Source organism: Lysinibacillus sp. UBA6686, from assembly GCF_002455205.1.
Classification (GTDB): Bacteria; Bacillota; Bacilli; order Bacillales_A; family Planococcaceae; genus Lysinibacillus; species Lysinibacillus pakistanensis.
This window is the reverse complement of the sequence record NZ_DKJS01000018.1, coordinates 84814-109298: the sequence shown is the minus strand read 5'-3', so window position 1 is coordinate 109298 and position 24485 is coordinate 84814. Positions and strand designations below refer to the sequence as shown.

23 protein-coding genes and 1 pseudogene are annotated in these 24485 nt (G+C 36.0%); 10 read left to right on the top strand and 14 right to left on the bottom strand.

Annotation, left to right across the window (positions count from 1 at the left end; genetic code table 11):
* Positions 1 to 195: 195 nt before the first annotated feature.
* A complete protein-coding gene (locus B2R82_RS04945; protein ID WP_283868362.1) occupies positions 196 to 621 on the bottom strand; it encodes a pyridoxamine 5'-phosphate oxidase family protein in 426 nt (141 codons plus the stop codon).
* A gap of 164 nt (positions 622 to 785) precedes the next feature.
* Here B2R82_RS04945 and B2R82_RS04940 point away from each other — a divergent pair, with 164 nt between their 5' ends.
* From B2R82_RS04940 to B2R82_RS04930, 3 genes are all read left to right on the top strand, one after another.
* Positions 786 to 1412 (top strand): YczE/YyaS/YitT family protein, encoded by a 627-nt coding sequence (locus tag B2R82_RS04940; RefSeq protein ID WP_286923816.1) that lies wholly within the window; start codon positions 786 to 788, stop codon positions 1410 to 1412.
* A gap of 148 nt (positions 1413 to 1560) precedes the next feature.
* A complete protein-coding gene (locus B2R82_RS04935) occupies positions 1561 to 1848 on the top strand; it encodes a PadR family transcriptional regulator (RefSeq protein ID WP_286923834.1) in 288 nt (95 codons plus the stop codon).
* Positions 1835 to 2443 (top strand): DUF2812 domain-containing protein, encoded by a 609-nt coding sequence (locus B2R82_RS04930; protein WP_286923815.1) that lies wholly within the window; start codon positions 1835 to 1837, stop codon positions 2441 to 2443. Before B2R82_RS04935 ends, B2R82_RS04930 begins: the two co-directional genes overlap by 14 nt.
* A gap of 46 nt (positions 2444 to 2489) precedes the next feature.
* Here the strand turns inward: B2R82_RS04930 and B2R82_RS04925 are convergent, their stop codons facing one another.
* The 3 genes from B2R82_RS04925 to B2R82_RS04915 form a co-directional block, all read right to left on the bottom strand.
* The gene (locus B2R82_RS04925; RefSeq protein ID WP_286923814.1) at positions 2490 to 3125 is read right to left on the bottom strand and encodes a 50S ribosomal protein L25/general stress protein Ctc; all 636 of its coding nucleotides are present in this window, start codon (positions 3123 to 3125) and stop codon (positions 2490 to 2492) included.
* A 173-nt stretch (positions 3126 to 3298) separates the two neighbouring features.
* Positions 3299 to 4213 (bottom strand): S-layer homology domain-containing protein, encoded by a 915-nt coding sequence (locus tag B2R82_RS04920; protein WP_286923813.1) that lies wholly within the window; start codon positions 4211 to 4213, stop codon positions 3299 to 3301.
* Positions 4214 to 4375: 162 nt separating this feature from the next.
* Entirely contained in the window at positions 4376 to 5080 is a 705-nt protein-coding gene (locus tag B2R82_RS04915; protein ID WP_286923812.1) for a YjjG family noncanonical pyrimidine nucleotidase, read from the bottom strand.
* A 236-nt stretch (positions 5081 to 5316) separates the two neighbouring features.
* On the opposite strand from B2R82_RS04915, the gene yfkAB reads away from it, so the two are divergent.
* Complete coding sequence (gene yfkAB, locus B2R82_RS04910) at positions 5317 to 6429, top strand: radical SAM/CxCxxxxC motif protein YfkAB (RefSeq protein ID WP_286923810.1); 1113 nt, start codon at positions 5317 to 5319, stop codon at positions 6427 to 6429.
* 48 nt (positions 6430 to 6477) lie between these two features.
* Here the strand turns inward: yfkAB and B2R82_RS04905 are convergent, their stop codons facing one another.
* Together B2R82_RS04905 and B2R82_RS04900 are read right to left on the bottom strand one after the other, a co-directional pair.
* On the bottom strand, positions 6478 to 7470 hold the full coding sequence (locus B2R82_RS04905; protein ID WP_286923809.1) for an LLM class flavin-dependent oxidoreductase: 993 nt from the start codon (positions 7468 to 7470) through the stop codon (positions 6478 to 6480).
* 75 nt (positions 7471 to 7545) lie between these two features.
* Positions 7546 to 7914, bottom strand: a complete 369-nt coding sequence (locus tag B2R82_RS04900) for a hypothetical protein (RefSeq protein WP_286923808.1) — start codon at positions 7912 to 7914, stop codon at positions 7546 to 7548.
* A gap of 517 nt (positions 7915 to 8431) precedes the next feature.
* Between B2R82_RS04900 and B2R82_RS04895 the strand changes: the two are divergent.
* The 4 genes and pseudogenes from B2R82_RS04895 to B2R82_RS04880 all read left to right on the top strand — a co-directional run bounded on the left by B2R82_RS04895 (position 8432) and on the right by B2R82_RS04880 (position 12604).
* A pseudogene (locus tag B2R82_RS04895) lies at positions 8432 to 8951 on the top strand (RNA polymerase sigma factor).
* On the top strand, positions 8944 to 9831 hold the full coding sequence (locus tag B2R82_RS04890) for an RsiV family protein (RefSeq protein ID WP_286923807.1): 888 nt from the start codon (positions 8944 to 8946) through the stop codon (positions 9829 to 9831). Before B2R82_RS04895 ends, B2R82_RS04890 begins: the two are co-directional and overlap by 8 nt.
* A 170-nt stretch (positions 9832 to 10001) precedes the next feature.
* Complete coding sequence (locus tag B2R82_RS04885; RefSeq protein ID WP_286923805.1) at positions 10002 to 11126, top strand: endospore germination permease; 1125 nt, start codon at positions 10002 to 10004, stop codon at positions 11124 to 11126.
* Positions 11126 to 12604 (top strand): spore germination protein, encoded by a 1479-nt coding sequence (locus B2R82_RS04880; protein ID WP_286923804.1) that lies wholly within the window; start codon positions 11126 to 11128, stop codon positions 12602 to 12604. The genes B2R82_RS04885 and B2R82_RS04880 overlap by 1 nt, the downstream gene beginning before the upstream one ends.
* A gap of 64 nt (positions 12605 to 12668) precedes the next feature.
* Here B2R82_RS04880 and B2R82_RS04875 read toward each other — a convergent pair whose 3' ends face one another.
* Positions 12669 to 14423, bottom strand: coding sequence for an ABC transporter ATP-binding protein (locus B2R82_RS04875; RefSeq protein WP_286923803.1), 1755 nt, complete (start codon positions 14421 to 14423; stop codon positions 12669 to 12671).
* A gap of 420 nt (positions 14424 to 14843) precedes the next feature.
* Here B2R82_RS04875 and B2R82_RS04870 point away from each other — a divergent pair, with 420 nt between their 5' ends.
* Positions 14844 to 15605 carry a TerC family protein gene (locus B2R82_RS04870; RefSeq protein WP_286923801.1) on the top strand — a complete coding sequence of 254 codons (762 nt, stop codon included), beginning with the start codon at positions 14844 to 14846 and terminating at the stop codon, positions 15603 to 15605.
* A gap of 194 nt (positions 15606 to 15799) precedes the next feature.
* On the top strand, positions 15800 to 16309 hold the full coding sequence (locus B2R82_RS04865; RefSeq protein WP_054610593.1) for a ferritin: 510 nt from the start codon (positions 15800 to 15802) through the stop codon (positions 16307 to 16309).
* Between the two features lie 314 nt (positions 16310 to 16623).
* Here B2R82_RS04865 and B2R82_RS04860 read toward each other — a convergent pair whose 3' ends face one another.
* The 7 genes from B2R82_RS04860 to B2R82_RS04830 all read right to left on the bottom strand — a co-directional run bounded on the left by B2R82_RS04860 (position 16624) and on the right by B2R82_RS04830 (position 24398).
* Positions 16624 to 18690: an ankyrin repeat domain-containing protein gene (locus tag B2R82_RS04860; RefSeq protein WP_286923800.1), complete on the bottom strand. Its 2067-nt coding sequence runs from the start codon at positions 18688 to 18690 to the stop codon at positions 16624 to 16626.
* Positions 18691 to 18703: 13 nt separating this feature from the next.
* A complete protein-coding gene (locus B2R82_RS04855; RefSeq protein WP_286923799.1) occupies positions 18704 to 18874 on the bottom strand; it encodes a hypothetical protein in 171 nt (56 codons plus the stop codon).
* A gap of 147 nt (positions 18875 to 19021) precedes the next feature.
* A complete protein-coding gene (locus tag B2R82_RS04850; protein ID WP_286923798.1) occupies positions 19022 to 20320 on the bottom strand; it encodes a DUF4179 domain-containing protein in 1299 nt (432 codons plus the stop codon).
* Positions 20321 to 20794 carry a sigma-70 family RNA polymerase sigma factor gene (locus tag B2R82_RS04845; RefSeq protein WP_286923797.1) on the bottom strand — a complete coding sequence of 158 codons (474 nt, stop codon included), beginning with the start codon at positions 20792 to 20794 and terminating at the stop codon, positions 20321 to 20323.
* A gap of 116 nt (positions 20795 to 20910) precedes the next feature.
* Positions 20911 to 22092: an iron-containing alcohol dehydrogenase gene (locus B2R82_RS04840; RefSeq protein WP_286923796.1), complete on the bottom strand. Its 1182-nt coding sequence runs from the start codon at positions 22090 to 22092 to the stop codon at positions 20911 to 20913.
* Positions 22093 to 22109: 17 nt separating this feature from the next.
* Positions 22110 to 22955, bottom strand: a complete 846-nt coding sequence (gene ahlS / locus B2R82_RS04835; protein WP_286923794.1) for an AhlS family quorum-quenching N-acyl homoserine lactonase — start codon at positions 22953 to 22955, stop codon at positions 22110 to 22112.
* Between the two features lie 21 nt (positions 22956 to 22976).
* Entirely contained in the window at positions 22977 to 24398 is a 1422-nt protein-coding gene (locus B2R82_RS04830) for an aldehyde dehydrogenase family protein (RefSeq protein ID WP_286923792.1), read from the bottom strand.
* Positions 24399 to 24485 lie beyond the last annotated feature (87 nt).

The following is a 24485-nucleotide window of genomic DNA, read 5'->3' as shown; positions in this document are numbered from 1 at the left end:
CTTAACTGTTTCTTGCAAGTGTCTTTATGTAAAATTTTAAGGAATAGATAATTATTTCTTTTTGGATGTTATATATGTATATTCCCTTTTCCACTTATATCTTGATTTTCGTTCATTCAACGGTTGAATTCATAAATTTTATTGCTTTTTTGATTTAAGGAAATGCTTGGCTTTTAGGCACATAAAAACGACCAATTATTCATGGTCGTTTGTAAATTCTAGCTCTTTTGGAGGCTGCCCTTTTTTATTCATTAAGCGCATGCGAATAGGTTCGATTTTAAGTGTTACCATTTCGTCTTGATTGCCAACAAAAATACTTGTAAAAAATTCTGCTATTTTATTTTTAATGCCTTCCTCGTGTACTTCTGTGAGTTTACCCTCTATTTCAACATACGTATCACCAAAGCCTCCGTTTTCGTAGCCATATAATATATGGGTATATGGATTTTTGCGAAGCTCTTCCATTTTCTCAGAATGTTTATTTGTCACCGTATATAATACAAAATCTTCATGTTGAAACGTCATATAGCGCGAGTAGGGTTTACCATTTTCCACCGTTGCCATTGTTCCTATTTTTTCACGATTCAAAACTTCTAAAATTTCTTCACGTACAGAAGTCATTTCATCCCATCCTTTCATCTACTTCATCTATTTTGCCCTCTCACGATAAAGATAAACCGTTTTTTTTGAAAAATGTGAAATGACTATCTTCGGACATTTTGAAAATCCATTGCTATAATAATTTGATAGACAAAAGGAAATTCCGGATGAATGAGGGTTAAAAAATGAAACAAGCTTTTTTTATGCGCTGTTTGTTTTTCATAACAGGCATTATTGTGCTTTCTTTTGGTATTACACTAACTATTAAAGGTCAACTCTTTGGTGTTGGCTCTTGGGATGTACTACACATCGGCTTAACAAAATCAATTGGGTTATCGATTGGCACTTGGTCCATCTTATTAGGACTTGCAATCTTAGCCTTTGATATGGCTATTACGAAAAAATTCCCATTACCAGGAACCTTTATCGATATGTTTTTAGCAGGCATTTTTATCGATATTTTTAACTACTGGCTGCCTGACATCGATGGTTTTTGGATGCAGCTCATTTCCTACCTAACAGGACTAGTCTTATTGGGCTGGGGCTGCGGTATGTATATGGTAGCAAATTTAGGCATTGGCCCTCGGGATACGCTCATGTTACTTATGGTTCATAAACTAGGCTGGAGTGTCACACGCTCCCGAACAACTATGGAAGTAACGGTTGCTGTGATTGGCTTTTTACTAGGTGGTCCCATTGGTATTGGTACTCTGCTGATGGCTTTTGGACTCGGACCAATCGTACAATTTGCTTTAACTTATAATGAAAGATTATTTATGAGATGGACTGGCGTGAAAAGCGCCGTAGTATAAGCTTTCAAGACGACAATGCCAAAAAGTGCATTGTCTTTTTTATTCAGTTGCAATATACAGTTCAACTATATATAATCAAACTATATAGTTAAACTGTATAAGAGGTGAACTTGTGAAAAAACATAAATTACTCCCTTTATCTGAAACCATGCATTACATTCTACTCGCCTTACGTGAACCATTACATGGCTATGCAATGATGCAAAAAATCGAGGAAATGAGCGCTGGGAGTGTAAGAATTGCTGCAGGCACTATGTATGGTGCAATTGAAAATCTATTGAAATATCATTGGATTTCTCCTGTTGAGACACAGGACACGAGACGTAAGGTTTACCAAACAACGGCTGAGGGACTAAAAATATTAGCAGCCGAGCAACAAAGATTACAGCGAATTTTATCTTTATATGAGGAGGCTGATGGATATGAAAAAGTTTAAAATCTTTTTTGATATCGATAAGGAAGAGCAATGGTTAAATGATATGCTGTCCAAAGGATGGGTTTGTACAAAAATAAATTCTACTGGTTTTTATACATTTAAAAATACGACTGATCTTGAGCAGGTTATCCGCATTGATTGTCAGCAAGATCTTCGGAAAGAAGACCGAACAAACTATAAACAGTTATATGAGGATTTTGGATGGCAAGCATTAAAAGAAAAATCATATGATGGTACTTTTTATTGGTTAAAAAGAAAAGATGATAATGATCAATTATTTTCTGATAATGATTCCCAAATCGCAAAATATAAACGATTAATGAAGCATTCCAGCAATTGGGCGATACTCACTTTTATATGGTTTATGATTTTTTATAACAATGGCAACTTTTCTAAGTTTCTCCATATAAAAGATGCTTATTTTACGCCAGGTTTATGGGATAAAGAAGGTTTTGCTTTCCTTTTTGCTTTTTTATTTGAAACACCCTTTGCCCTTATGCGTTTTATCCCTCCATGGCTATTTTTAGTAGCCTTTGCTATGTACCTAGTCATGTATTTCCGTTATCGTAAATCTATACAGCAGTTTATACAATAAACTGCAAGGAGCCACTTACCGCATGTAAGATGGCTCCTCTTTTGCGCTATTCTCTTGGTTCAGCAGTATTTTGTCCTGTCGCTTCTATCACTTCAGGTGTATCATCCACTGTATCATCTTCTTGTTCATTTTCAGCAGCAGGCGGTGTGATTGTCACTAATGTATAATCATCCTCCTGTAAGATATCAAAAGAAAACTGCTGACGGATATCTCCAACATAGAGAGAAGTCCCAATCGCTAAATTAGTGACATCTACCTCGATAGATTCAGGAATTTCTGTTGGCTTCACCTTTATACGTACCTCACGATTAGGCTGTAAAAGAAATCCTCCATCAGCAACTCCTGCGGCATGTCCAACCACTGTCACTGGAATATCTACCTCAAGCTCCTCAGACATATTGATGGATTTAAAATCCACATGTTTTACATTGCCCTTAAGCGCACAGCGTTGCACTTCCGTTAATACCGCATTAATCTGCCTGCCATCCATATCTAAATGAAAGACACTTTTATTTCCGAACGTAGCTAGTATTTTGGCAAATGCTCTAGCATCCACAGTGATGGTTGTTGGCTCCATTTGATAGCCATAGACCACACCCGGAATAGCACCGTTCTGTCTAAGCTGCGTTAATGATGAGCGACTTCCTTTTTCACGTTTATTTGCTGTTAAAACCGTAGTCATCGTCAATTTCCCCTTTCATGGAAACTAGTCTCATAAAAGGTTTGCCTGTTGTTATGTTTTTTATACCAATATACATTTACATTCAGTCCCATTATCAAACTTCGAGGCGAAACAACTAAGTCTAACTAATTAAAAAGTCGAGAGACATCATGTCCTCGACTTACTGTTCATTATTACAACCTTCCAGCAGCTTCTAAAGATACCGCTAGCATTTTAGCAAACTCACCTCGTGAAATCATCTGATTTGGTAATAAATTCATATTGTCATTTAAAGCTCCGATTGCATATAAGGTTTGCGTATGGTGCAAAGCTTCCTCCTGTAGATCGAAGCTATCTTGATAAGGTAAAGACACAAATTTTTCTTGAACAAAATCTACCGCATCCAAAGTTCGGCCAAGCATTAATATTGCCTGTTGTCGTGTAATTTTCCCATTAGGATCAAATAAATTCTGAGATTTTCCTTTGATAATTCCTAAAGAATGTAATGCTCCAACATAGCCCCCATACCAGGATTTCTTGGCATTAATATCTTTAAATTGGGTTGCTTGAACTGGCTGAAAACTGAATGCACGAGCTAGTAATGCACTAAATTGTGCACGCGTTAAAGAATCATTAACGCCAAAATAATCTGCTGTTCTACCTTGGACAATACCCCGTTCTGCTAATGTCGAAATATACGAACTATACACCGAATTATCTGTATCTCGAAAGTAAATTGGCTGTGGATTTACAAATTTTAATTCCGCACTATTATGAATTGTGGCAATTACCCGATCTCCTAAGTCTCGATAAGCAACAGGCTCCATTACCCCTTTTTTAGCCACCTGTTTTAAAATTCCATCCTTTCCATTCTTGAAAATTTCAATTTCTAGGGGCTGGCGGTTATTGACGATAGTGGCTTTAATACTAAACGTATCGCCCTTTTCAGAGGCATTAATTTTGGCACCATAGGCAGAGTAAACGATCATATTGGATGTTTTCATATGTACATAATCCGTGGGCTCTTGATAGGCATGTGCTTGCAAAGGAGTTACCAATGAAATACTAAGTATTCCTACTAGTACTCCCGTTCTAATTTTTCCTTTCATATTGCTTCTCCTTTCCTTTCATCTAAAACTATCATACTGGAATCCACTTTGTAAAAATATAGTATTTTTAGCACATACTCCATCAGATCTCTAGTCCTAGAAATTTTCCAATCAAAAACTACACTTCAATTTACAAATGGTTGAAGTGTAGTGAGCATATATCTATAAAAGTGTTATTTTGTTATCTAATAGAATATGTAGCTCGTGTAGCTTTTTTATTTCATAATGCGGTTGAATTGTACTTGTATTGTCAATATGACGTATATTAAACCAGCATGTATCAATGCCTGCTTGTAATCCGCCTTTAATATCAGATGTTAATGAATCTCCAATGATTAATGTTTTACTCTTTTGTAATCCATCAATGCGTTCAAAAACGTAGTCAAAAAAGGCTGGCATAGGTTTCTGAAAGCCAGTTTGCTCTGAAATAAAGATACCTTTAAAAAATTGAGCAAGTTGTGCATCCTGTAATCGTTTATTTTGAGTGTCTGTTTTACCATTAGAAACAACATATAAATCATAATGATTAGCTAGCTGCTCAATGACTTCATAGGCACCATCAACATAATGATGTGCCTCCTTCAAATATTTTTGAAAGATTGCTTCAAAATAGCTTCCATCAACATCATAGCCGAATTCCTTTAATGCAATGGAAAATCGCGTATTGTGGAGTGTATCTTTAGCCACCTCACCGCGTTCAAAAGCACGCCACATAGATTCATTTATTTCTTTATACCGTGTAACCAATGTTGGAGTTGCTGCGATATTTTCCTGCTTAAATAGATGATCAAGTGCTGCATTTTCAGCAATATCAAAATCTAATAAGGTGTCATCTACATCAAACAATAAAGTTTCATACTTTGTCATGTTACATCCTACTTTCTTTGGTGCTATGTTACCATTTCGTTCTTTCTATCATAACGTTTTTCTAAAAAAATAACAGCAAAATCGTTTTTCTTTATCCAATATTTGGTTTAAAGAACAAAATCATTCACTAAGTGAAGGCGAAAATTATCCTAAAAATAGCCCTTTCGATAATTTCATATTTGAAAATAGCAACGAATATGAGACAATAGATTGCTAGAAAGGAAGATGTACGAATTATGACGACCTTACAAAAAATTACGCCTACCTTTGATCCATGGGAAGCGTATTTAGATGTTGAACAACATGGGCAAATGACCCTATCTAATATTGAATTTACTACAACAACTCTATGTAATATGCGCTGTGCCCATTGCGCAGTTGGCTATACATTGCAAACAAAAGATCCTGAGGCATTACCAATGGAGTTAATCATAAAACGCCTAGAGGAAATTCCACATTTAAAAACACTCAGCATAACAGGTGGCGAACCGATGATGAGTAAAAAATCTGTCCAAAATTATGTATTGCCGCTTTTAAAATATGCACATGAACGAGGGGTACGTACTCAAATTAACTCCAACTTAACATTGGAACCAGAACGTTACTTATTGATTGCACCTTATTTAGATGTGCTACATATTTCCCATAACTGGGGTACTATTGATGAATTTGTCGAAACTGGCTTTGCGATGATGGAGAGAAAACCAACTTATGAACAGCGTGCAGCATTATTCCAACGCATGATTGATAACTCTAAAATGCTTGCTGAGCATGGTGTCATGGTATCTGCTGAAACGATGTTAAACAAAAAAACGCTACCCTATCTTGAACATATTCATCAACAAATTATTCATGAGATGAAATGTGCACGTCATGAGGTGCACCCTATGTACCCATCTGATTTTGCCAGCGCCCTCACCTCTTTATCACTAAAGGAAACTCGTGATGCGATTCATCATCTGCTGGATGTTCGAGATGAAAACACATGGATGCTCTTTGGTACCCTACCTTTTTATCCATGCAGTATGAATGATGAAGATCAACTGCTTTTAAAACGACTAAGAGCAGCAAAAAATGTAACGATGCGTAATGATCCCGATGGTCGCTCTCGCTTAAATATTAATATTTTCACAGGTGATGTTATTGTCACAGACTTTGGCGATACACCAGCACTTGGCAATATTGTGAATGATGAACTACCAGCTATTTTTGAAAAATGGATGGCCACGGATTTAGCAAAATCTCTTAACTGTCATTGTCCTGCAGTAAAATGCTTAGGACCAAATGTGCTTGTTAAAAATATGTATTATAAAGAAACAGAGTTTGTTAGTGGCTCAGCTAAAATATAAAAAAATGTCCAATGCAGAAATCAACATCATGCATTGGACATTTTGATTCTATAATAACTCTTTTGCAAGTAGCTTATAACAATTCATGCGGCTTTTTTGTGCATATTGATTGCAGTTCAGCATAACTTCGTCAAAGCCATAATGCTCTTGCTCTGCTACTAAAAAGTCAGCGATATCCTTGGGCGTTCCTACAAGATTAGCTTTGCGATTATTCGCTATTGACATTTGATCCATTTCTGTCAGCGGGAAATCCTTCGCCTCCTCAGGTGACATACCTTGGATAATTTGCCCTTTCATCAAGTGCAACCGAGTAATATCTATAGGCTTAGCCAAATATTCTGCTTCCTCTAAGGTATCTGCAACAGTTGCAGCATAGGTAACGATAATTTGAGGTTTTTCCATGTAATAAGAAGGAGTAAAGTAAGCTCTATAAGAATCGAAAATATCCTTGGACATATTGCCTGTAAAAAATTGAGCATAGGAATAGCCCACACCAAGCTGTCCTGCCTGCATAGCACTTTGTCCGCTAGAGCCAAGCAACCATGCCTCAGGTAACTGAATATCGACGGGTGCTGCTATGACCTGATCATAAACATACTCTCCCGTTTTTTGGTTATTCATCAATTTTAATACAATTTCAAGCTTGTCATATTGCTCCGTAAAACGCTGTCTTCGCCCTTCTGCTAATGCATAAATAGCGGCATGATCGCCACCAGGGGCTCTGCCAACGCCAAAGTCAATACGATTTGGTGCCAAGCCGCTTAATGTTTTAAAGACCTCAGCTAGCTTATAGGGTGAATAGTGCATCATCATTACTCCACCCGTACCAATACGAAGGCGTTTCGTTTTCGCAGCTAAAAAAGCGGCTGTCACTTCTGGAGCAGAGCTTGCCAACGAGTTACTATTATGGTGTTCTGCCAGCCACATACGATGATAGCCGAGCGACTCACCTAAAAGTGCCAATTGTTCTGTACGTTGAAATGCCTCCTCAGCCGTGTGACCTTTAGGTATAGGCATTTGATCTAAAATACTTAACTTCATTGAAAACATCCTCTCTCTCTGTAGGCTCCCCCTTCTACTGTAATATAGGATGCATTTTTTATAAAACAAAAAAGCTTATTGATATGCAAGCTGCTTCATCTGCCAAGTCTTATAAACCATGCCAATCAAATTATTTTTTTGCTCAACACTTAACACTTCATCATTAAACTTCATCGCATGTGCAGAAAACGCCATGTTTTGTTCATCTACAACAAATTGTAAGATGGCATGTCCTTTTTTCCCTTGAAACGTAATATCACCTGATAATTCGACAACATGCTCCCCCGTTTTTGCCTCATAATATCGCCAATATGGTTCAAAAAACGCATAATTAAAAGCATTGCGAACCGTGACATCTGAAAAATTGGACAAATAGCCTTCTTTTACGACTTCAATATATTCATTGTCTGTTATATCCTTTTTGGCATTAAAAACATATCCCACCAATACCCCCATAAACACTACACAAATAAACACTCTGAGATGATTTGTTAAACTCAAATGTCATCACGTCCCCTTTACGTAAAAAACATTATTATCTACATAATACACGAAAACAGATACTTAAAATAGAATATTTTCACTTTTTGTAGAAATGCAATAGAAACATAATGCTAACATACTATACTATCAAGCTGACTGATAGTTACTGGCAACTCTCATTTCGTTATGATAAATCATGAATGATAGGTAATTATGCTAGGCAAGAGTATGCCCTCCTTATGTTTATATACGTTGGATAACTAAATTATGACTATGCTATCCTCTTTACGTAATCGCTTATTTTATGGTAACTATTAGATTGATTGAAGACTACCTTATGAAGTATGTAGCTACGATGAAATGATAAAACTTATCTTATATGAAGGTAAGTTTTATCATTTCATCAACTTTTTTTGTTTCCCCATACGTCTAGTAGTTGTATACAATTTGAAAATGTTAAAAAGGAGCTTCTTTGGACATGAAAACAAGAAATGCATTTCAACATGAAGAGGTGTTTGTCCAATTCATTCGTGAACAAAAAGAGCGGTTTTATTTGCTCGCGTATAGCTATACAAAAAATGAACAGGACGCACTAGATGTCGTACAGGACAGTATCCAAAAAGCCATGCTTTCGCTCCACCGACTCGAAAATATCGAGTATATGAAAAGCTGGTTTTATAAGATTGTCGTACGGACAGCCATAGATTTTTTACGTAAGCATAAANNGCTTACAAGTGACAGATGATGATACATTGCAATATTTAACACCGGCTCAGGAGGACGTCTATGAAAATGTGGACTTAGAGCATGCATTAGACGAGTTACCTCAAATGTATCGTGAAGTTGTCATTTTACACTATTTTGAAGATTTAAAGCTCGCTGATGTTGCCACTATCCTTAACATAAAGCTGAGTACAGCCAAATCGCGTCTTTATAAAGCACTAAAACTTCTGAAAATACAATTGCAAGATGTGAAGGGAGAAACAGCACATGGATGAAAAATTAAAAGAACTAGAAAAGCAATATAAAAAAGTACCCATTCCAAAGGAGCTTGATTTTGTAGTTGAACATGCACTACAACAAGGGAAAAAGAAGAGAAAAAAACGAGCACCGCAATGGTTACTTGGTTCAACAGCGGCCGCTATGCTTTTTACTGCAGGTTTAAATGTCAGTCCTGCAATGGCACGTACACTTTCTGAAATCCCTGTAGTTGGCAGTGTCGTGAAGGTTTTAACATGGACGGAATATGAAGTAGCTGAGGACACTTACGATGCAAACATTAAGGTGCCTTCTATTGAAAACCTTGAAAATCAAAAGCTTGCTATTACTTTAAATGAAAAATACCGTGCAGAGGGAAAAGCCCTCTACGATAACTTCATCGCCGAGGTCGGAGATTTAAAGGCAAATGGAGGTGGTCATTTAGGAGTAGATAGCGGCTATGACATTAAAACTGACAATGACCAAATCTTATCAATTGGACGTTATATCGTAAATACAGTTGGATCGTCTTCTACAGTTATGCACTATGATACGATTGATAAAGAAAATGAAATTTTAATTACACTTCCAATGCTCTTTAAAGACGATAGTTATATTAAAACTATCAGTCAAAACATTATTGAGCAGATGCGTAAACAAGCTGCTTCTGACTCAGATAAAGTGTTCTGGGTAAAAGGAGGAGGCATTCCTGACAAGGAGCTTTTTGAAGAATTTAAAACAATTAATACTGAACAACAATTCTATATTTCAGATAAAGGGAAGCTTGTCATTTCCTTCGATAAATATGAAGTTGCTCCTGGTTATATGGGTGTTGTTGAATTCGAAATCCCAACAGATGTGTTAAAGAATGATCTTGTAAGTATGCAATATATTCACTAAACATAAAAAGTTCAAGATGCGAGGAAACTGATGTATATACGTCAGTTCCTCGCATTTTCTATGGCTTGAATCATTTAATACTCTCCTTTTGGGTTAATGTCAACATACTTATAAACCGCTCACTTTTTGTCAAAACTGAATGGTATCAATTAACGATAGAGGGTTTTCATATGAAGAATGTAGGATCAATTAGTATTTTACATGTTATTTTCTTATCCATGACTGTTATTGGTTTAAAAAACCATGTGACGATTATTCCACCGCTACTTGACGTTGCAAAAAGAGATGGCTGGGCTTCTGTGTTAATAGCTGCGGTAATTATATTCTTTTGGCTATTTTTGTTAGTTTATATTCAATCAAAGTCAAAACAAAAACCTATAAGAGATTGGTTAGATGGATCTATTGGAAAAACAGGCTCAACAATTGTTATTTATTGTATTGCTATCTATTTGATTATTTTAGCAGCCTTTACGATGGTTGAAACGCTACAATGGGTGAACACTACGTTTTTACCACAAACACCAGTTATCATTTTGCTATTTATTTATACAATTCTTTGTATTTTACTTGTCACAACAAGTCTACAGACGATCGTTATTTTAAATGTTTTTGTATTGTTTGGAGTAGTAGTTTTTGGATTCTTTGTAGCATTTACCAATATTCAGGTGAAGGAATATCATTTATTACTTCCCTTTTTTGAGCATGGCTTTTCACCTGTTCTAAAGGGGATGATCTATCCAGCATCAGGATTTATCGAGCTATTGATGTTGTTATTTCTTCAGCATCAATATAAAGATCGTATCCGCTGGTATCACTTTGGCATCATGCTTTTCATTTTAATGGGGCTTACATTAGGACCTCTTATAGGTGCAATTACAGAATTTGGCCCAGTAGAAGCCGCTAAGCAAAGATACCCTGCCTATGAGGAATGGGGATTAGTTTCGATAGGTCGCTATATAGAGCATATGGACTTTTTCTCAATTTATCAGTGGCTTACTGGAACATTTATAAGGGTTAGCTTTATGTTATATATAGTGGCTGATTTATTAAAAATGACTAGTAAGCCAAAGCAAATATGGAGAATGATTGCTCCGCCATTTTTCATTATTTGTTTACCATTAATTATTTTGAATGAAAACATATTTTTAAAGGTGAAAGGGAACTATATATTAACAACTACTGTTATTTTCTTTTTTGCAATCTCCGTTCTTCTCGTCCTAGCAGCAGTCTTTTCAGATAAATCCTCAAAAAAGGGGAAATCTGACAAACAAGAAATGGAAAGTGGTGAATCATAATGCCTCAGCAGGAGAAGGCTATAGACCTGAGCACCTTAAAAAAATTGTTTCAAAAATCTGCTGATATTCAATTTCAGGAATATACATTTAATCAACACAAAGTACATTTCGTTACCTGTGATTCAATGATCGACCAGCAGTTACTCAATGAAGTCATTATAAAGCGCGTTCAATATCTCTTTGATCATTTAACAGATGCTCCGCTGGAAGAAAATATTGAAAAGGAACTCCATATCCCTTCACTGCAAAAGGTTAAGGACAAAGAAGAGGCTATTACATTTGTCTATACGGGGTCTCTTCTGCTTTATTTTGAGGAAGAGGAATTGTTATATGCGAGTAATATTGCAAAAAAGCCTAATCGAAATCCTGAAGAAACGAGAATGGAGGTTCTTGTAAAGGGACCTCGTGATAATTTCATTGAAGATATACGTGTCAACATAGCACTTTTGCGAAAACGATTACCGACTAATTCTTTTTGTGTCGAAAAAGTAGAGTTAGGTAAACGATCAAAAACAACCGTGGCCATTCTTTATTTTGATGATATTGTCGATATGGATATTTTACACGGCATTAAAAAGCAATTAGCATCTGTTGATACAGATATAGTGTTCAGTGGGGATTTATTAATGGAACGTATTAATAAAAACTCTAAGCTTTTCCCAAAATTTGATTATACAGGACGTCCTGATTATGCCATTCAAGCTTTAATCAGGGGGCGTTTTCTTATATTCGTTGATGGTGTAGCATATGCTGTTATCACACCTGTAAATTTATTTCTATTGTTAAAATCAGCTGAGGATAATGAATACCCTATTATCTTTAGTTCTGTTGAACGTTTATTAAGGATATCCGGTATTTTAATTGGCTTATTGTTGCCAGCATTTTGGTTAGCCTTGACAACCTACCATCAAAATCAGCTACCATTGCAGCTTTTAGCAACAGTTGTCCAAGCGAAAACAGGGCTACCGCTCCCCTCTTCACTTGAAATGCTACTTATGCTACTCATGTTCGAATTATTCCGTGAAGCTGGTTTACGGCTCCCCTCTGTTATTGGAGGAACGATAAGTGTTGTAGGTGGATTAATTATTGGGGATGCAGCCATCCGTGCTGGTGTAACAAGTCCAGAAATGATTGTGATCATTGCCATCTCTACAATTGCTTCATTTACATTAGTGAACCAATCCCTAGTCACAACAATCAGCTTATTACGTGTCATTTTTATTCTTGCTAGTGGATTTTTGGGTTTATTTGGATTTTTTATCTCTCTATACTTGACACTTTTGTACTTATGTAACATTCGAATTTATGGTTATTCTTACATGAATCTTGCCACAGATTTAAATTGGTCTACCATTAAAAAATCCATCTTCCGACTTTCACCAAAAGGCTATACAGAACGTAATAAAGCATTGGCTCCACAAGATTACACACGAACTTCTTCGAATAAGCAAAAGAAAACAAAGGAAAGTTCCCAATAGTCTTGGCATTTCTTATTGCTTCATAATAAATCTCCCCATTTAGGAAAAGGGGAGATTTATTTATCTATGGGATTTCTACATATGGTTGTATAGATTCACCTTGACCTTTGCGAAACTGAATATGGTGTAGCTTAGCGAATAGACCGTTTTGCGCAACTAGCTCATCATAAGTACCATCCTCTTCGATGCCATTTGGTGTAACGACAAGCACACGATCAGCATTGCGAATAGTTGCTAATCGATGGGCAATCACAAGGGTTGTTCGATTTTCTGCAAGCTCAGTTAGCGACTGCTGGATAATCATTTCTGTTTCCGTATCTAAAGCAGAGGTTGCTTCATCTAAAATTAAAATTGGTGGATTTTTAAGGAACATTCGTGCAATGGCAATTCGTTGCTTTTGACCACCAGAAAGCTTCAAGCCTCGCTCCCCGATCTGTGTTTCATAGCCATCCGGCAACTCTGCTATAAAGTCCTCCAAATGTGCTTTTCTAGCTGCCTCTTGAATTTCTTCCTCATTAGCTTCTAGTCTTCCATACGCAATATTTTCACGAATCGTTCCAGTGAATAAGAAAACATCCTGCTGAACGATACCAATTTGTGAACGTAATGAAGACTGTGTCATATTTCGTATATCTATGCCATCAATTGTAATAGCTCCACTGCTTACGTCGTAAAATCTCGGAATTAAGGAACAAATCGTCGTTTTGCCTGCACCCGATGGACCTACAAAGGCAATCGTCTGCCCTGCTTGTATATCAAATGTAATATTCGATAATACCGTTTTTGAAGAATCATAATTAAAATGAACATTATTAAATGAAATATCCCCGTAAAGGTGTGTAACGTTTTTTGCTCCATCCCGATCTTGAATTTCAGGGTCTTGCTCAATTAACTCACGGAAACGTTTAAAACCTGCCATTCCCTTTGGATATAGCTCTAATAATGCACTAATTTTATCAATAGGCTTAATGAGAACATTTGTATATAAAACAAAGCTTACCAGTTCTCCATAAGAAAGTTTTCCATTAAAGCTTAGCCATGCCCCAACAACAAGTACAACTAACGTTAATAAGCGTGTCATCATATAAATACTAGAGTGTGTCCCTGCCATAATTTTATAAGCATACAATTTGGCAGAGCGGAAAAAGCCATTTTGCTCTTGAAAACGTTCAATTTCAAACGCTTCATTTGTAAAGGATTTAACGACACGTACACCAGATACGCTATCCTCTACACGCCCATTGACATCAGCAATTTTTCCATACATAGTTTTCCATGCATTATTCATTTTTACATTACTAAACGTTACTAGCCATGTTAAAAATGGCACCATAATCGCTGCAATTAAAGCCAGCGTTGGATTAACATTAAACATAATAGCAAATGCACCAACAAACGTCATTATCGCAATAAATAAATCTTCTGGCCCATGATGTGCAAACTCCCCAATATCAAATAAATCATTTGTGATCCGACTCATGATATGTCCTGTTTTTGTATTATCAAAGAATCGAAACGATTGTCGTTGAACATGCGTAAAGAGCTCTTTCCGCATATCTGTTTCAATGTTAATGCCTAGCTTATGCCCCAAATAATTGACGATAAAGTTAAGAACTGTGCTCAGTACATAGACAAGCAGTAATAATACACTAACTTTGACTATCATACCCCAGTCACCCGTAGGTAAAAGCTCATCGATAAACCATTGTACTGCTAATGGAAATGCAAGTTCTAAAATGGCGACAATAATGGCACTTGAAAAATCGATAACAAACAGTCGCTTATGTGGTTTGTAATATGAAAAAAACTTTTTATACATATGTTCCCCTCTCAAGCTGTTAAATTTTCACTTATCTCCAATAGTACCACTTGTTTAAACCATTCCAAAAGTATTTTTTCGCCAAATTTCCATATTTCTATTTGCATTTCAATTTAGAAATGCTATAATTTAATTATAAAGAATTGAATAGCTTTTGACATTATTGTCAAAGGGGAGTAGCTAGCAGATGTGAGTAATCTCCATCTGATTTCACATTCGTCATTACATGGTTATTAGCCATCGGGTGTGAAGGCATATCTTAAATGATAAGATATTTTTTCTGTATACATACAGTTAATCGCTTAGCAAGACCTTTGCCTATTTTTTAGGCATAGGTCTTTTTCTTTTGCCTAAAATAGGGAAAGACTAAGTTAAAAGCAGTCATTCACTTCTATTAAAAGATTAAAGGAGGAAACAAATTTGGAGGCAATTTTATTAGAATACGCATGGGTACTCGTTGTATTAATTGTACTAGAGGGTTTATTAGCTGCTGATAACGCTGTCGTAATGGCTGTAATGGTTAAACATTTACCAAAGGCTCAGCAACAGAAAGCATTATTATATGGATTAGTGGGTGCATTTATTTTCCGCTTTGCCGCTCTATTCCTTATCACAACACTCGTTAATTTCTGGCAAATTCAAGCTATAGGTGCTGCCTATTTATTATTCATGTCTATCAAGCATATTTATGATTCTCGGAAAGCCTCGCAAAATCCGGAAGAAATTGAAGAGCCTAAAAAGAAATCTGGCTTCTGGGTGACTGTAATGAAAGTAGAATTAGCTGATATCGCCTTTGCAGTTGATTCGATTTTAGCAGCAGTTGCTATTGCAGTAACGTTACCACATATTGGAGATTTTGATATTGGCGGCATTAATGCAGGGCAATTTGCAGTTATGTTCCTAGGAGGAATTATCGGTGTGATTATGATGCGATTTGCAGCACGTTGGTTTGTACGTGTGCTCGATAAATTCCCATCCCTTGAAACAGCTGCCTTCCTAATTGTTGGCTGGGTTGGTGTAAAACTAGCCGTCCTAACATTAGCACATGAAAAACTAGGTGTAATTCCACATGAATTCCCTCACTCCACTTTATGGAAAGCAACTTTCTGGATTGTGTTAGTTGGTATTGCCCTTGGTGGTTATTTAGTGGGTGTCAAAAATCAACAGAAAAACACAAAATAAAATATTTGAAAAAATCACCTATAAAAAGCATTAGTATTTCAATATGAATTTGATTAAAAATGCTAATTGAGAACTAATATCAATTGAGTTTTGTAGGGATTACTGTGAAAAATTAAATTTTTGTATGTCTGCCTCTCTTCGCTGTATACTAGAAGAAAGCAGAAGGTATTTACTGCAAAGGGAGGAAAACTTTTATGTTATCTGAAAAACTACACACAGCATTAAATGATCAAATGAATTTTGAATTTTACTCCGCACATGCCTATATGGCGATGGCTGCGTACTGTACGGACCAAGATTATGATGGCTTTGCCAATTTCTTTTTAGTACAGGCAGAGGAAGAACGCTTCCATGCCATGAAATTTTATAATTTCCTAAGTGATATGGGCTACCGTGCAACCATCCAAGGTTTTGAGAGCCCAGGTAATCATTTCGAATCTATTTTAGATGCCTTCAAAACGGCACTTTCTCATGAAAAAGAAGTGACTCGTCGTATTTACAATTTGTCAGACATCGCTTTAGATGAACGTGAGCATGCGACAATGGCATTCTTAAAATGGTTTATTGATGAGCAGGTAGAGGAAGAATCAACATTCGACACACTAATTCGTAAAATTGAACGTATTGAAAATGACTCCAATGCTATCTTTATGCTAGATGCGGAATTAGCTACACGCACATTTACGCCTGATGCTGAGGCATAGAATTTCATTTAGCCTATTTTAAATGAAAATTTAATTTGGAAAATGCAAAAAGCTACTAAGTTTTTGATGGAAACTTAGTAGCTTACTTTTTTGCTGAATTAATACGGATAAAATTTTGGCTCTTCACCATAACTTGTGATTGACTTCCGCTCCGCCAGTGTGCTTTCCAAGGGGCGTCCGATGAGCCGCTTCACTCGCGCTGCTCGCTCCAGGGTCTCATCCAGGACGCTTAATCCCCTAGGAGTCACACTGGCTCCGCTCCAGTCAATTACTATTACAATTAAAAATGTCAACCACATCTTTTGGTGATGAACCTAAAAATTGCCATCTGCATAACCAAAAAATCCTACTTCTTCGTTCGGTTTTAATAACAATAGTTGTTCAGTACCCTTTAGGTAAAATAAGGGCGCATCAAAATTGCTATACGGTTTCCCTAAATCTTTATACCATTTTTCATTCTGTTGTTTAGAATAAAAATCAAACGAAATAAATTCAATCGTATCGCTTATACCTATATAAGAACAATAATGCGTCTCTATATCTTTTCCAGTACTATCCTTCAAATAATAAATATTACAGTCTATTTCACCATTTCCAGTTATGTACTGTTCCCTCTTAACTGGGTTTCCTAGCTTATTAACTACATCTTTTCTCGAAGAACCTAAAGTAATTCCATTTACTAAAAAAACATTTTTTTGTTTATCGATCTTAATGATAAATTTATCCCGTTCAAATAATTCCACCAATGATTGGTTATGCTTTTCAGCAATCTCCACTGCTGACTCCCCGTTACTATTTACACTATTTAGATTTGCCTTATTTTTTATTAGTACCTCAACAGTATTTTTATCTCCATTCAATATGGCTAAATATAACGGTGTTTGACCTTGCTTATTAAGTCCATTTAGATCTGTTCCCTTTTTTATTAGCTCAGACAAGAAAGTCATATCATCTTTTTTATGATTAAGTAAAACATGGATAGCATTATTTCCATTTTCATCAACCTTATTGAGATTTAGTCCTTTATCTATAAATAGTTGAACAATATCTTTATTTTGAGTAAGAATAGCCGTTTCATATGTATTTTGACCCGCTGCATTCTTTCTATTCAAATCAAGGTCCAGGTTCACTAAGTCCTTTAATAATTCTGTATTGCTTAACTGATGTAATAGGGCTACCTGTACTATATTATTTCCCTCATTGTCCACTTCTTGAAGATTCACTTTAATTTCATTAACAAGATAGTCAATCATATCTCTGTTCCCTATTTTCATTGCATAATATAGAACCGTGTGTCCTTGCTCATTTTTTACATTCATATCAACCCCAAATGGATGAAGCTCTTTTAGTATTTCATATTGGTTATTTATGGATGCAATATGTGCAAGAGTATTTCTTTCTTTACCAACCTTTATACTTCCTATTTCTTTATTCATTAAGGACATAGCAATTTTTTTATTTGGTAATTTTATAGCTTCACTTACTGAATTTTCACCGTCTTTATTAATAAAAGTAACTTTTGCACCGTTTTTAAGTAAAAATTCTATATTCTTTATATCTTCCATTTTAACGGCCTCAATTAAAGAGTTATTCTTATCTTTTAATAAAAGATAATTATTCCACGAAAATGTAAACTTGGTGATAAAGCCAAAAACCGCTATACCGATAAGCAATAAAAGACTTATAAACATCGAGCAATACATAATGACTTTCTTTACTTTTTTCTTATATATTTTATGCTGACGTTCTTTTTCTGCTAGTTCTTTCTTTTTATGATCTTCAATCTGTTTTTCATAGAATGTAATATTTTCATTTATCGTTTTATCATTCCCGTAATTTGATAGAATATGATCTTTTTCTCTTTTACATCGCTTACATGTTTTTGTATTCTCCACATTTAGACGTCCACATATACATAACCATTTATCATTTATTATTTGTGAATAGTATTTTGCATCATTTCCTTCCTGTGCTTTAACATAAGATAATTGTTTGGGGCTGTTAATTTCTTTTAGTTCTATATCCTCTAATTCAGTTTCCTGTTTAGTCCATGTTGTTTCATCACTAAATAGTACTTTATGAATAACTATATCCATTTTCCTTGTATGGCGAAAATTATCTAATGGAATTTTTTCACCGTTATCAAATGACTGGTTGGGCTTTATTGATTCCGTTAACTGCTGTGTGTATTCAAAGCTATTTGATTCCATCCCAACTGGCTCACCAAATTGATCATAACAATAGACAGTGGCTTTAAAGCCTTTTATACTTTTTTCTGAAATATTATTAAATCTAAATGAACAATAAACTTTACCTGTTTTTTTACTTCTATATAACTGATACTCAAGCAATTCAACTGGACAATTTATATCAACTAACATTCTATTCCTCCTATTAATTCAACAACTCGAATTCTTCTTCTTGAGGCTTATTAGTACCATTCGCCTTTTTTCCCCAGTACTTCATATCCTCTCTTTTTTCCTTTAAACTTGATATTGGAGATAAACTAAAAATTAAAGTTGCAACAAATAAAATTATACTTGTTAGCTGTAGTACCAGTTTCATCAGAATTCCTCCACATATTGAAAAATAATAAATATTATATACTAATCACCCATTATTTACTATATATTTCAGGAACCTTGATTGATTTTGATATAAAAAAGAAACGCTCAAAAATGAACGTTTCTCTCTTTCGAAAATATGGAAATATTATTTCAAGGGAATATCCACTTTTTGAGTTCCCTCTAAATAGAGATCATCTGTTATAAAAGAAAGACGAACTGGATTGGCAACTCCATTTAGATTCAATATTTCAATTTGCTCAGTCAGATAGTCATTATTACTATTTATATCTTCACTTTCTGCGTCTACATCATAATCATTTGCATCTGTTGCATTCCCATTAAATCCTTGTATATAACTTGAGGTTGGTATATTTAATGTCACCATTGGTTTTTCTACTTTAACTTGTAACCCTGGAATAGATGGCTTGGATACCACTTTGTTTTGATTAAAATCTACATCTATATAATCCTGTTCTTTTCGTACTATCAATACTTTGCCAATAGATAACGTTAACTTCTTGGGCTCTCTAAAGTAATTACTTTGCATATAGTACGTTGTTCCTTCATCCACTGATCCTGTAGCAACTGTACCTCTATCGATTGCAGACCATTCCTCCCCTTTTTCATCCAAAATACGTATATCATCGAAATCAACAATTTTTTCCTCATTATTGGGGTCAAGTGCGATTGTTACACCTGTACGAATTGGTGAAATAGAGACTGACTTTACCGTAATATTCTGTCCTTCGAAGCTCATTTTCTCATTCAATTCATAGATCTTTGCTTTCGCAATGCCCTTTTTAAGTGCAAATGGAAACGTAAATTCAGTTTGTTTTTCATCCGCAAATTGTATATATAATTCAAATTGGGCATTTTCATAATTTATTGGGTCAAAGAATGTAACAATCAGATTGTCTTCAATTTGAAAAACTTTTTCCTCACGATATCGGTGAAAATCTACTTGGGCATGTACTGCTTCACCGTTTAATCGAAGCTCTATTTTCTCAGTAACTGAATCACTAAGATCCATTGCTGAAGAAATTTTATAGGGTAAAATCATCCCGGTTTCATCGGCAATTACCCCCTGAAGTGTAAACGATAAGTCATTTTTGGTTTGGGTTTGCCCTAATTCCTCATAATAGTGATGATCAAGAATATCAGCAACACCTTTATCATACGTAATCATCTGAACAAGTGGTGCAAGACCTGGAATATTACTAACGACACTAGCAAAAGCTGGAGATAAACGGATAGATCCCACAAAAATCATTAGAAGTGCACATGTTAGAGCCATGCCTTTCCATATTTGCTGACGTTTGCGGTTTTCTTTTCGATAGCGACGAACACTTTCCATACGTGCCACAGCTAGTTGATCATTTGGAACATGAATTTGTGCTAATTCCTGGACAAATGTATCATAGTCATACTTTTCTTCCTTCTCCATCTACAATTCCCCTTTCTCCTGAAAATAAAGTCTTAGCTTTTTCAATGCCGAATGCAATCTAGATTTCACAGTACCTTCTGGTATATTTTGAATGGCAGCAATATCTTGATTTCTATAGTCATGAAAATATTTTAGAAAAATAAGCTCCTGTTGCTCCTTTGGTAGTTTGGTAATGATATCCGTCATTTCAAAGCGGTCGTGGGTATGTACGTTTTCTTCAATTTCAATATCTTCCTGCAAATGAAGTCGCATACTTTTATTACGCATATCATGACAAACATTCAGTAGAATTCGAACAAGCCATGTTCCAAAATAAGCTGATTCTTTTAATGTATGTTTCTTTTTTAAGCTTCGATAAGTAGCTTCTTGAACAGCCTCAATAGCATCATGCTCATTTTTTAAATAGGCAAAGGCCATACGATACATGGTCTGTTCATATTGTTTTAGTAAATTTAAAAAAGCTTGTTCATCCAACTTTCTCACTCCTTTCTATTTATTAGACAGTTGAAAAGACTATATCGTTCATTTTAATTTTAGATTTCTTCATAAGAAAAGAGAAACGTCAAAAATCAACGTTTCTCTTTTCTTCTTTATGATTGGTGAGGCTCTCGAATTTCTCCGTCAAATGCAGCTCGATAAATCGTATAGATATCTTCTCGTTCTAGTAGCATCGGACTTCGTGCTAATATTCTTGTTTGCTTTGTTGCATCGTCCGTTAATTGCTCTAAGGCATCTTCTGGTATATGAAACCCTTTTAAAGTAGAAGGAATATTAACATCTTGAACCAGTTGTTGTAATGCATCTACACATTTATAGGAAGCCTCTTCTTGCGATAAATAGGCAGATGAGATACCCATTGCATCTAAAATATCCTTCAAACGTTTTTCACAACTTTGACGAATATATCCCATGACATATGGTAAAAGCACTGCATTGGAGTCACCATGAGCTATATGGAATTGACCACCTAATGGATAGGCTAGAGCATGCACACCTGCTACTCCAGCATTGAAGAAGGCCAAGCCAGCTAAATAACTACCATAGCTCATATCTGAACGAGCCTGCCTATTTTGTCCTTCATGGACAGCCGTGCGAATGGAGCCACTAATTAAGCGAATTGCCTGTAGTGCAAGGGCATCAGTCACCTCATTGGCGTTGACTGAAACATATGCCTCAATTGCATGTGTTAAGGCATCTACACCCGTTGCAGCCGTTACCTTTGGTGGTAATGAAATCGTAAGCGCTGGGTCTACGATGGCAATATCTGCTAATAAATAGTCATGTGTCACAACGTCTTTTGTTGTTTCAAGCGACAGCACAGAAATATTTGTCACTTCAGAGCCTGTTCCAGATGTAGTTGGTATTAAAATTTTGGGTAATCCTTTTTGTTCGAGTGTTTTTGTACCTGTTAAATTTAAGTAATCTGCCACTTTTCCATCATGTACTGCTAAAACGGCAGCAAGCTTGGCTAAATCTAGAGCACTTCCGCCACCTAATCCGATGACTAGATCAAAGTGATATTTCCTAGTAAAGTCAACTAGCTTTTCTCCAATAGCAAGCGGTGGTTCTGGGGCAATATCTGTATAAATCGTAGTCGCATATCCTTTTGCAAGCAAAGGTTGTTCGATTTTATCTGTTAACCCTAGTTCTTTTAAAAATGGATCTGTGACAATTAAAATATTGGTAGCTTTAAATCTTTCTACTTCAGGTAGAAGCTGATGTAAACATCCCCAGCCTGTATAACTTACAGGAGTAAAGGTTAATTTATGCATAAATGATCTACTCCAATCTATTCATAGTGACCTTCCGTCGATTTTCTAAATGATTTAAACTGGACAGGATCATGACCAAACCAAACCTGTGAATTCGTTTCATTAGCAAGTCGGCGAATTCGTTCAACGGTAGAATTATAGCCAACCGAATCATAAATAATTCCTGGTGGCTTCACAGGTGGACCAAAGCTTTCCGCTGTGTAAATGGCATCTGAAGCTAAAATTATACCGCCCGTTTCAGGCATATTAATATGAAGGCCAAGCATGCCCCAAGCATGGCCACTGCCAAAATTCAATACTTGAATCCCTTCCGCAAGCTTCACGTTGTCCTCACCGCGTTTAATGAGGCGCCATTGTAGATTATTTTTAATCCACATATCAATGTCACCCCAAATATAAGCACCTTCTTTTACATTTCTTGCATAGGTTTGGAGTGTTCCATTGAATTCATCTTCCTGTACAATAATCGTCGCATTGGTAAACAGTTCTAAGCAGCCTGCATGATCGAGATGCAGATGGGAAGCAACTACATATTTGATATCCTCAGGACGAACGTTTAATTCTTCTAAACGATGATGTAAATAGCATTCTTCTGGCATATTAATAGGAAATGCTTTTTGCGTAAATTCTCCCCAACGCCCTTCAGGTCCCATCGAGTTTGGATTACATGCAGTATCAAATAAAATTTTGCCCTCTGGATGATCAATTAACACTGTATATACTGGAAATTCTACAAATTCATTTGGCTGGTTTGGATGATCGATAGTTGCTGGATTATGCATAGCAATCATATAGTTTTTATCCATTCGCATCGTACCATTGTCCATTACATACAATTTTGGGTGTTGTTTGATGATCTTCATTTTTCCCATCTCCATTCATGATTAATTGTTATTCCAAATAATGAGCTTCATTTCTGTCATTTCTTCGATTGCATACTTAATGCCCTCACGACCTGTGCCACTTTCTTTTACGCCACCATACGGCATATGATCTACACGATAGGTCGGCACATCATTGATTAGGACACCTCCTACCTGTAATGCCTTTGAAGCCTTAAATGCAGTCTCTATAGAGGGTGTAAAAATACCTGCCTGTAAGCCATAATGAGAATCGTTAACAGCTTCTATTGCCTCCTCTATAGTAGACACTGAATTCACGATGACAACTGGTGCAAAAATTTCTTCACATGATACTCTGCTATGGGATGATACGTTGGATAGCACAGTTGGCAGTAGAACATTATGATCAATATGGCCACCAGATATTATTTTTGCCCCTTCAGCAACCGCTTCTTCAATCCATTGAAGGGCCCGTTGTTGTTCGGTTTCTGAAATCATCATGGCTATATCCGTTGTTTGGTCAAGAGGATCACCAATAATAAGCTGTGCTACTTTTGCACTTAGCTTTTCTAAAAACGCTTGCAACATGCTTTCCATTACATATATCCGTTGTAATGAGATACATACCTGACCTTGATTTGAAAATGCCCCCATTACAATTCGGTCCATAATCTGATCAAGTTGAACCCCTTCGTCAACAATCACCCCTGCATTTGAGCCTAATTCTAATGTTACCTTTTTTAAACCAGCACGATTTCGTAATGAAATACCTACAGCAGGACTTCCCGTAAACGTTATCATTTTTACATTTGGATGTGCTAAAAATACATCTCCTACTAATTTCCCTTGCCCAGTCACTAGATTAAAAGCTCCTGCTGGTAAATTAGTTTGTGCCAATAATTTCGCTAGAAAATGGGCAGATAAAGCTGTTTGAGTAGCTGGCTTTAACACAATCGTATTGCCCGCAGCTAAAGCTGGTCCCACTTTATGGGCTACTAAATTTTGTGGAAAATTAAATGGTGTAATAGCTGCAATGACGCCTATTGGTTCTCGGATTGTATAAGCAAAGCGCCCTTCTCCATTTTTAGAAGCGTCCATCGGAATCATTTCGCCAGATAATCGTTTTGCTTCCTCTGCTGCAAATTTATAGGTTTCAATCGTACGATCAATTTCAGCATAGGCATACTTTAATGGCTTTGCTGATTCTAGTGAAATAATACTAGCTGCTTCCTCACGATTTTCCAAAAATAATCTAGATAGATGCTCTAAAATTTCTGCTCGTTGGAACGCAGTTAAGGCTGCCATTTCAGAGGCTGCTGCTTGTGCACTTTCAATGGCAAACTGTACATCCTGTTCAGTTGCCATTGCAAACTGTGCAATTACCTCTTTCGAATAGGGGGCTTGAACCTCCATAAATTCGTCTGTCATTTGCCATTGTCCTTTCATCCATAAGCCCCTTTTCAAGACTTCATCACTCCTTCCTTTGAATGGTTACGTATTCATTTCTGAATATAAAGAAATGAATACGTAACCATTTTGGTGTAAAAAAAC

What these genes read in the sequence shown, in the direction of transcription:
- B2R82_RS04855 (WP_286923799.1), bottom strand. Translation starts at nt 18,874, where the DNA reads ATGAAACTGGTACTACAGCTAACAAGTATAATTTTATTTGTTGCAACT.
- B2R82_RS04875 (WP_286923803.1), bottom strand. Translation starts at nt 14,423, where the DNA reads ATGTATAAAAAGTTTTTTTCATATTACAAACCACATAAGCGACTGTTT.
- B2R82_RS04925 (WP_286923814.1), bottom strand. Translation starts at nt 3,125, where the DNA reads ATGACTACGGTTTTAACAGCAAATAAACGTGAAAAAGGAAGTCGCTCA.
- B2R82_RS04945 (WP_283868362.1), bottom strand. Translation starts at nt 621, where the DNA reads ATGACTTCTGTACGTGAAGAAATTTTAGAAGTTTTGAATCGTGAAAAA.
- yfkAB (WP_286923810.1), top strand. Translation starts at nt 5,317, where the DNA reads ATGACGACCTTACAAAAAATTACGCCTACCTTTGATCCATGGGAAGCG.
- B2R82_RS04915 (WP_286923812.1), bottom strand. Translation starts at nt 5,080, where the DNA reads ATGACAAAGTATGAAACTTTATTGTTTGATGTAGATGACACCTTATTA.
- B2R82_RS04885 (WP_286923805.1), top strand. Translation starts at nt 10,002, where the DNA reads ATGAAGAATGTAGGATCAATTAGTATTTTACATGTTATTTTCTTATCC.
- B2R82_RS04930 (WP_286923815.1), top strand. Translation starts at nt 1,835, where the DNA reads ATGAAAAAGTTTAAAATCTTTTTTGATATCGATAAGGAAGAGCAATGG.
- ahlS (WP_286923794.1), bottom strand. Translation starts at nt 22,955, where the DNA reads ATGAAGATCATCAAACAACACCCAAAATTGTATGTAATGGACAATGGT.
- B2R82_RS04850 (WP_286923798.1), bottom strand. Translation starts at nt 20,320, where the DNA reads ATGGAGAAGGAAGAAAAGTATGACTATGATACATTTGTCCAGGAATTA.
- B2R82_RS04880 (WP_286923804.1), top strand. Translation starts at nt 11,126, where the DNA reads ATGCCTCAGCAGGAGAAGGCTATAGACCTGAGCACCTTAAAAAAATTG.
- B2R82_RS04890 (WP_286923807.1), top strand. Translation starts at nt 8,944, where the DNA reads ATGGATGAAAAATTAAAAGAACTAGAAAAGCAATATAAAAAAGTACCC.
- B2R82_RS04860 (WP_286923800.1), bottom strand. Translation starts at nt 18,690, where the DNA reads ATGTTAGTTGATATAAATTGTCCAGTTGAATTGCTTGAGTATCAGTTA.
- B2R82_RS04865 (WP_054610593.1), top strand. Translation starts at nt 15,800, where the DNA reads ATGTTATCTGAAAAACTACACACAGCATTAAATGATCAAATGAATTTT.
- B2R82_RS04920 (WP_286923813.1), bottom strand. Translation starts at nt 4,213, where the DNA reads ATGAAAGGAAAAATTAGAACGGGAGTACTAGTAGGAATACTTAGTATT.
- B2R82_RS04940 (WP_286923816.1), top strand. Translation starts at nt 786, where the DNA reads ATGAAACAAGCTTTTTTTATGCGCTGTTTGTTTTTCATAACAGGCATT.
- B2R82_RS04840 (WP_286923796.1), bottom strand. Translation starts at nt 22,092, where the DNA reads ATGCATAAATTAACCTTTACTCCTGTAAGTTATACAGGCTGGGGATGT.
- B2R82_RS04935 (WP_286923834.1), top strand. Translation starts at nt 1,561, where the DNA reads ATGCATTACATTCTACTCGCCTTACGTGAACCATTACATGGCTATGCA.
- B2R82_RS04905 (WP_286923809.1), bottom strand. Translation starts at nt 7,470, where the DNA reads ATGAAGTTAAGTATTTTAGATCAAATGCCTATACCTAAAGGTCACACG.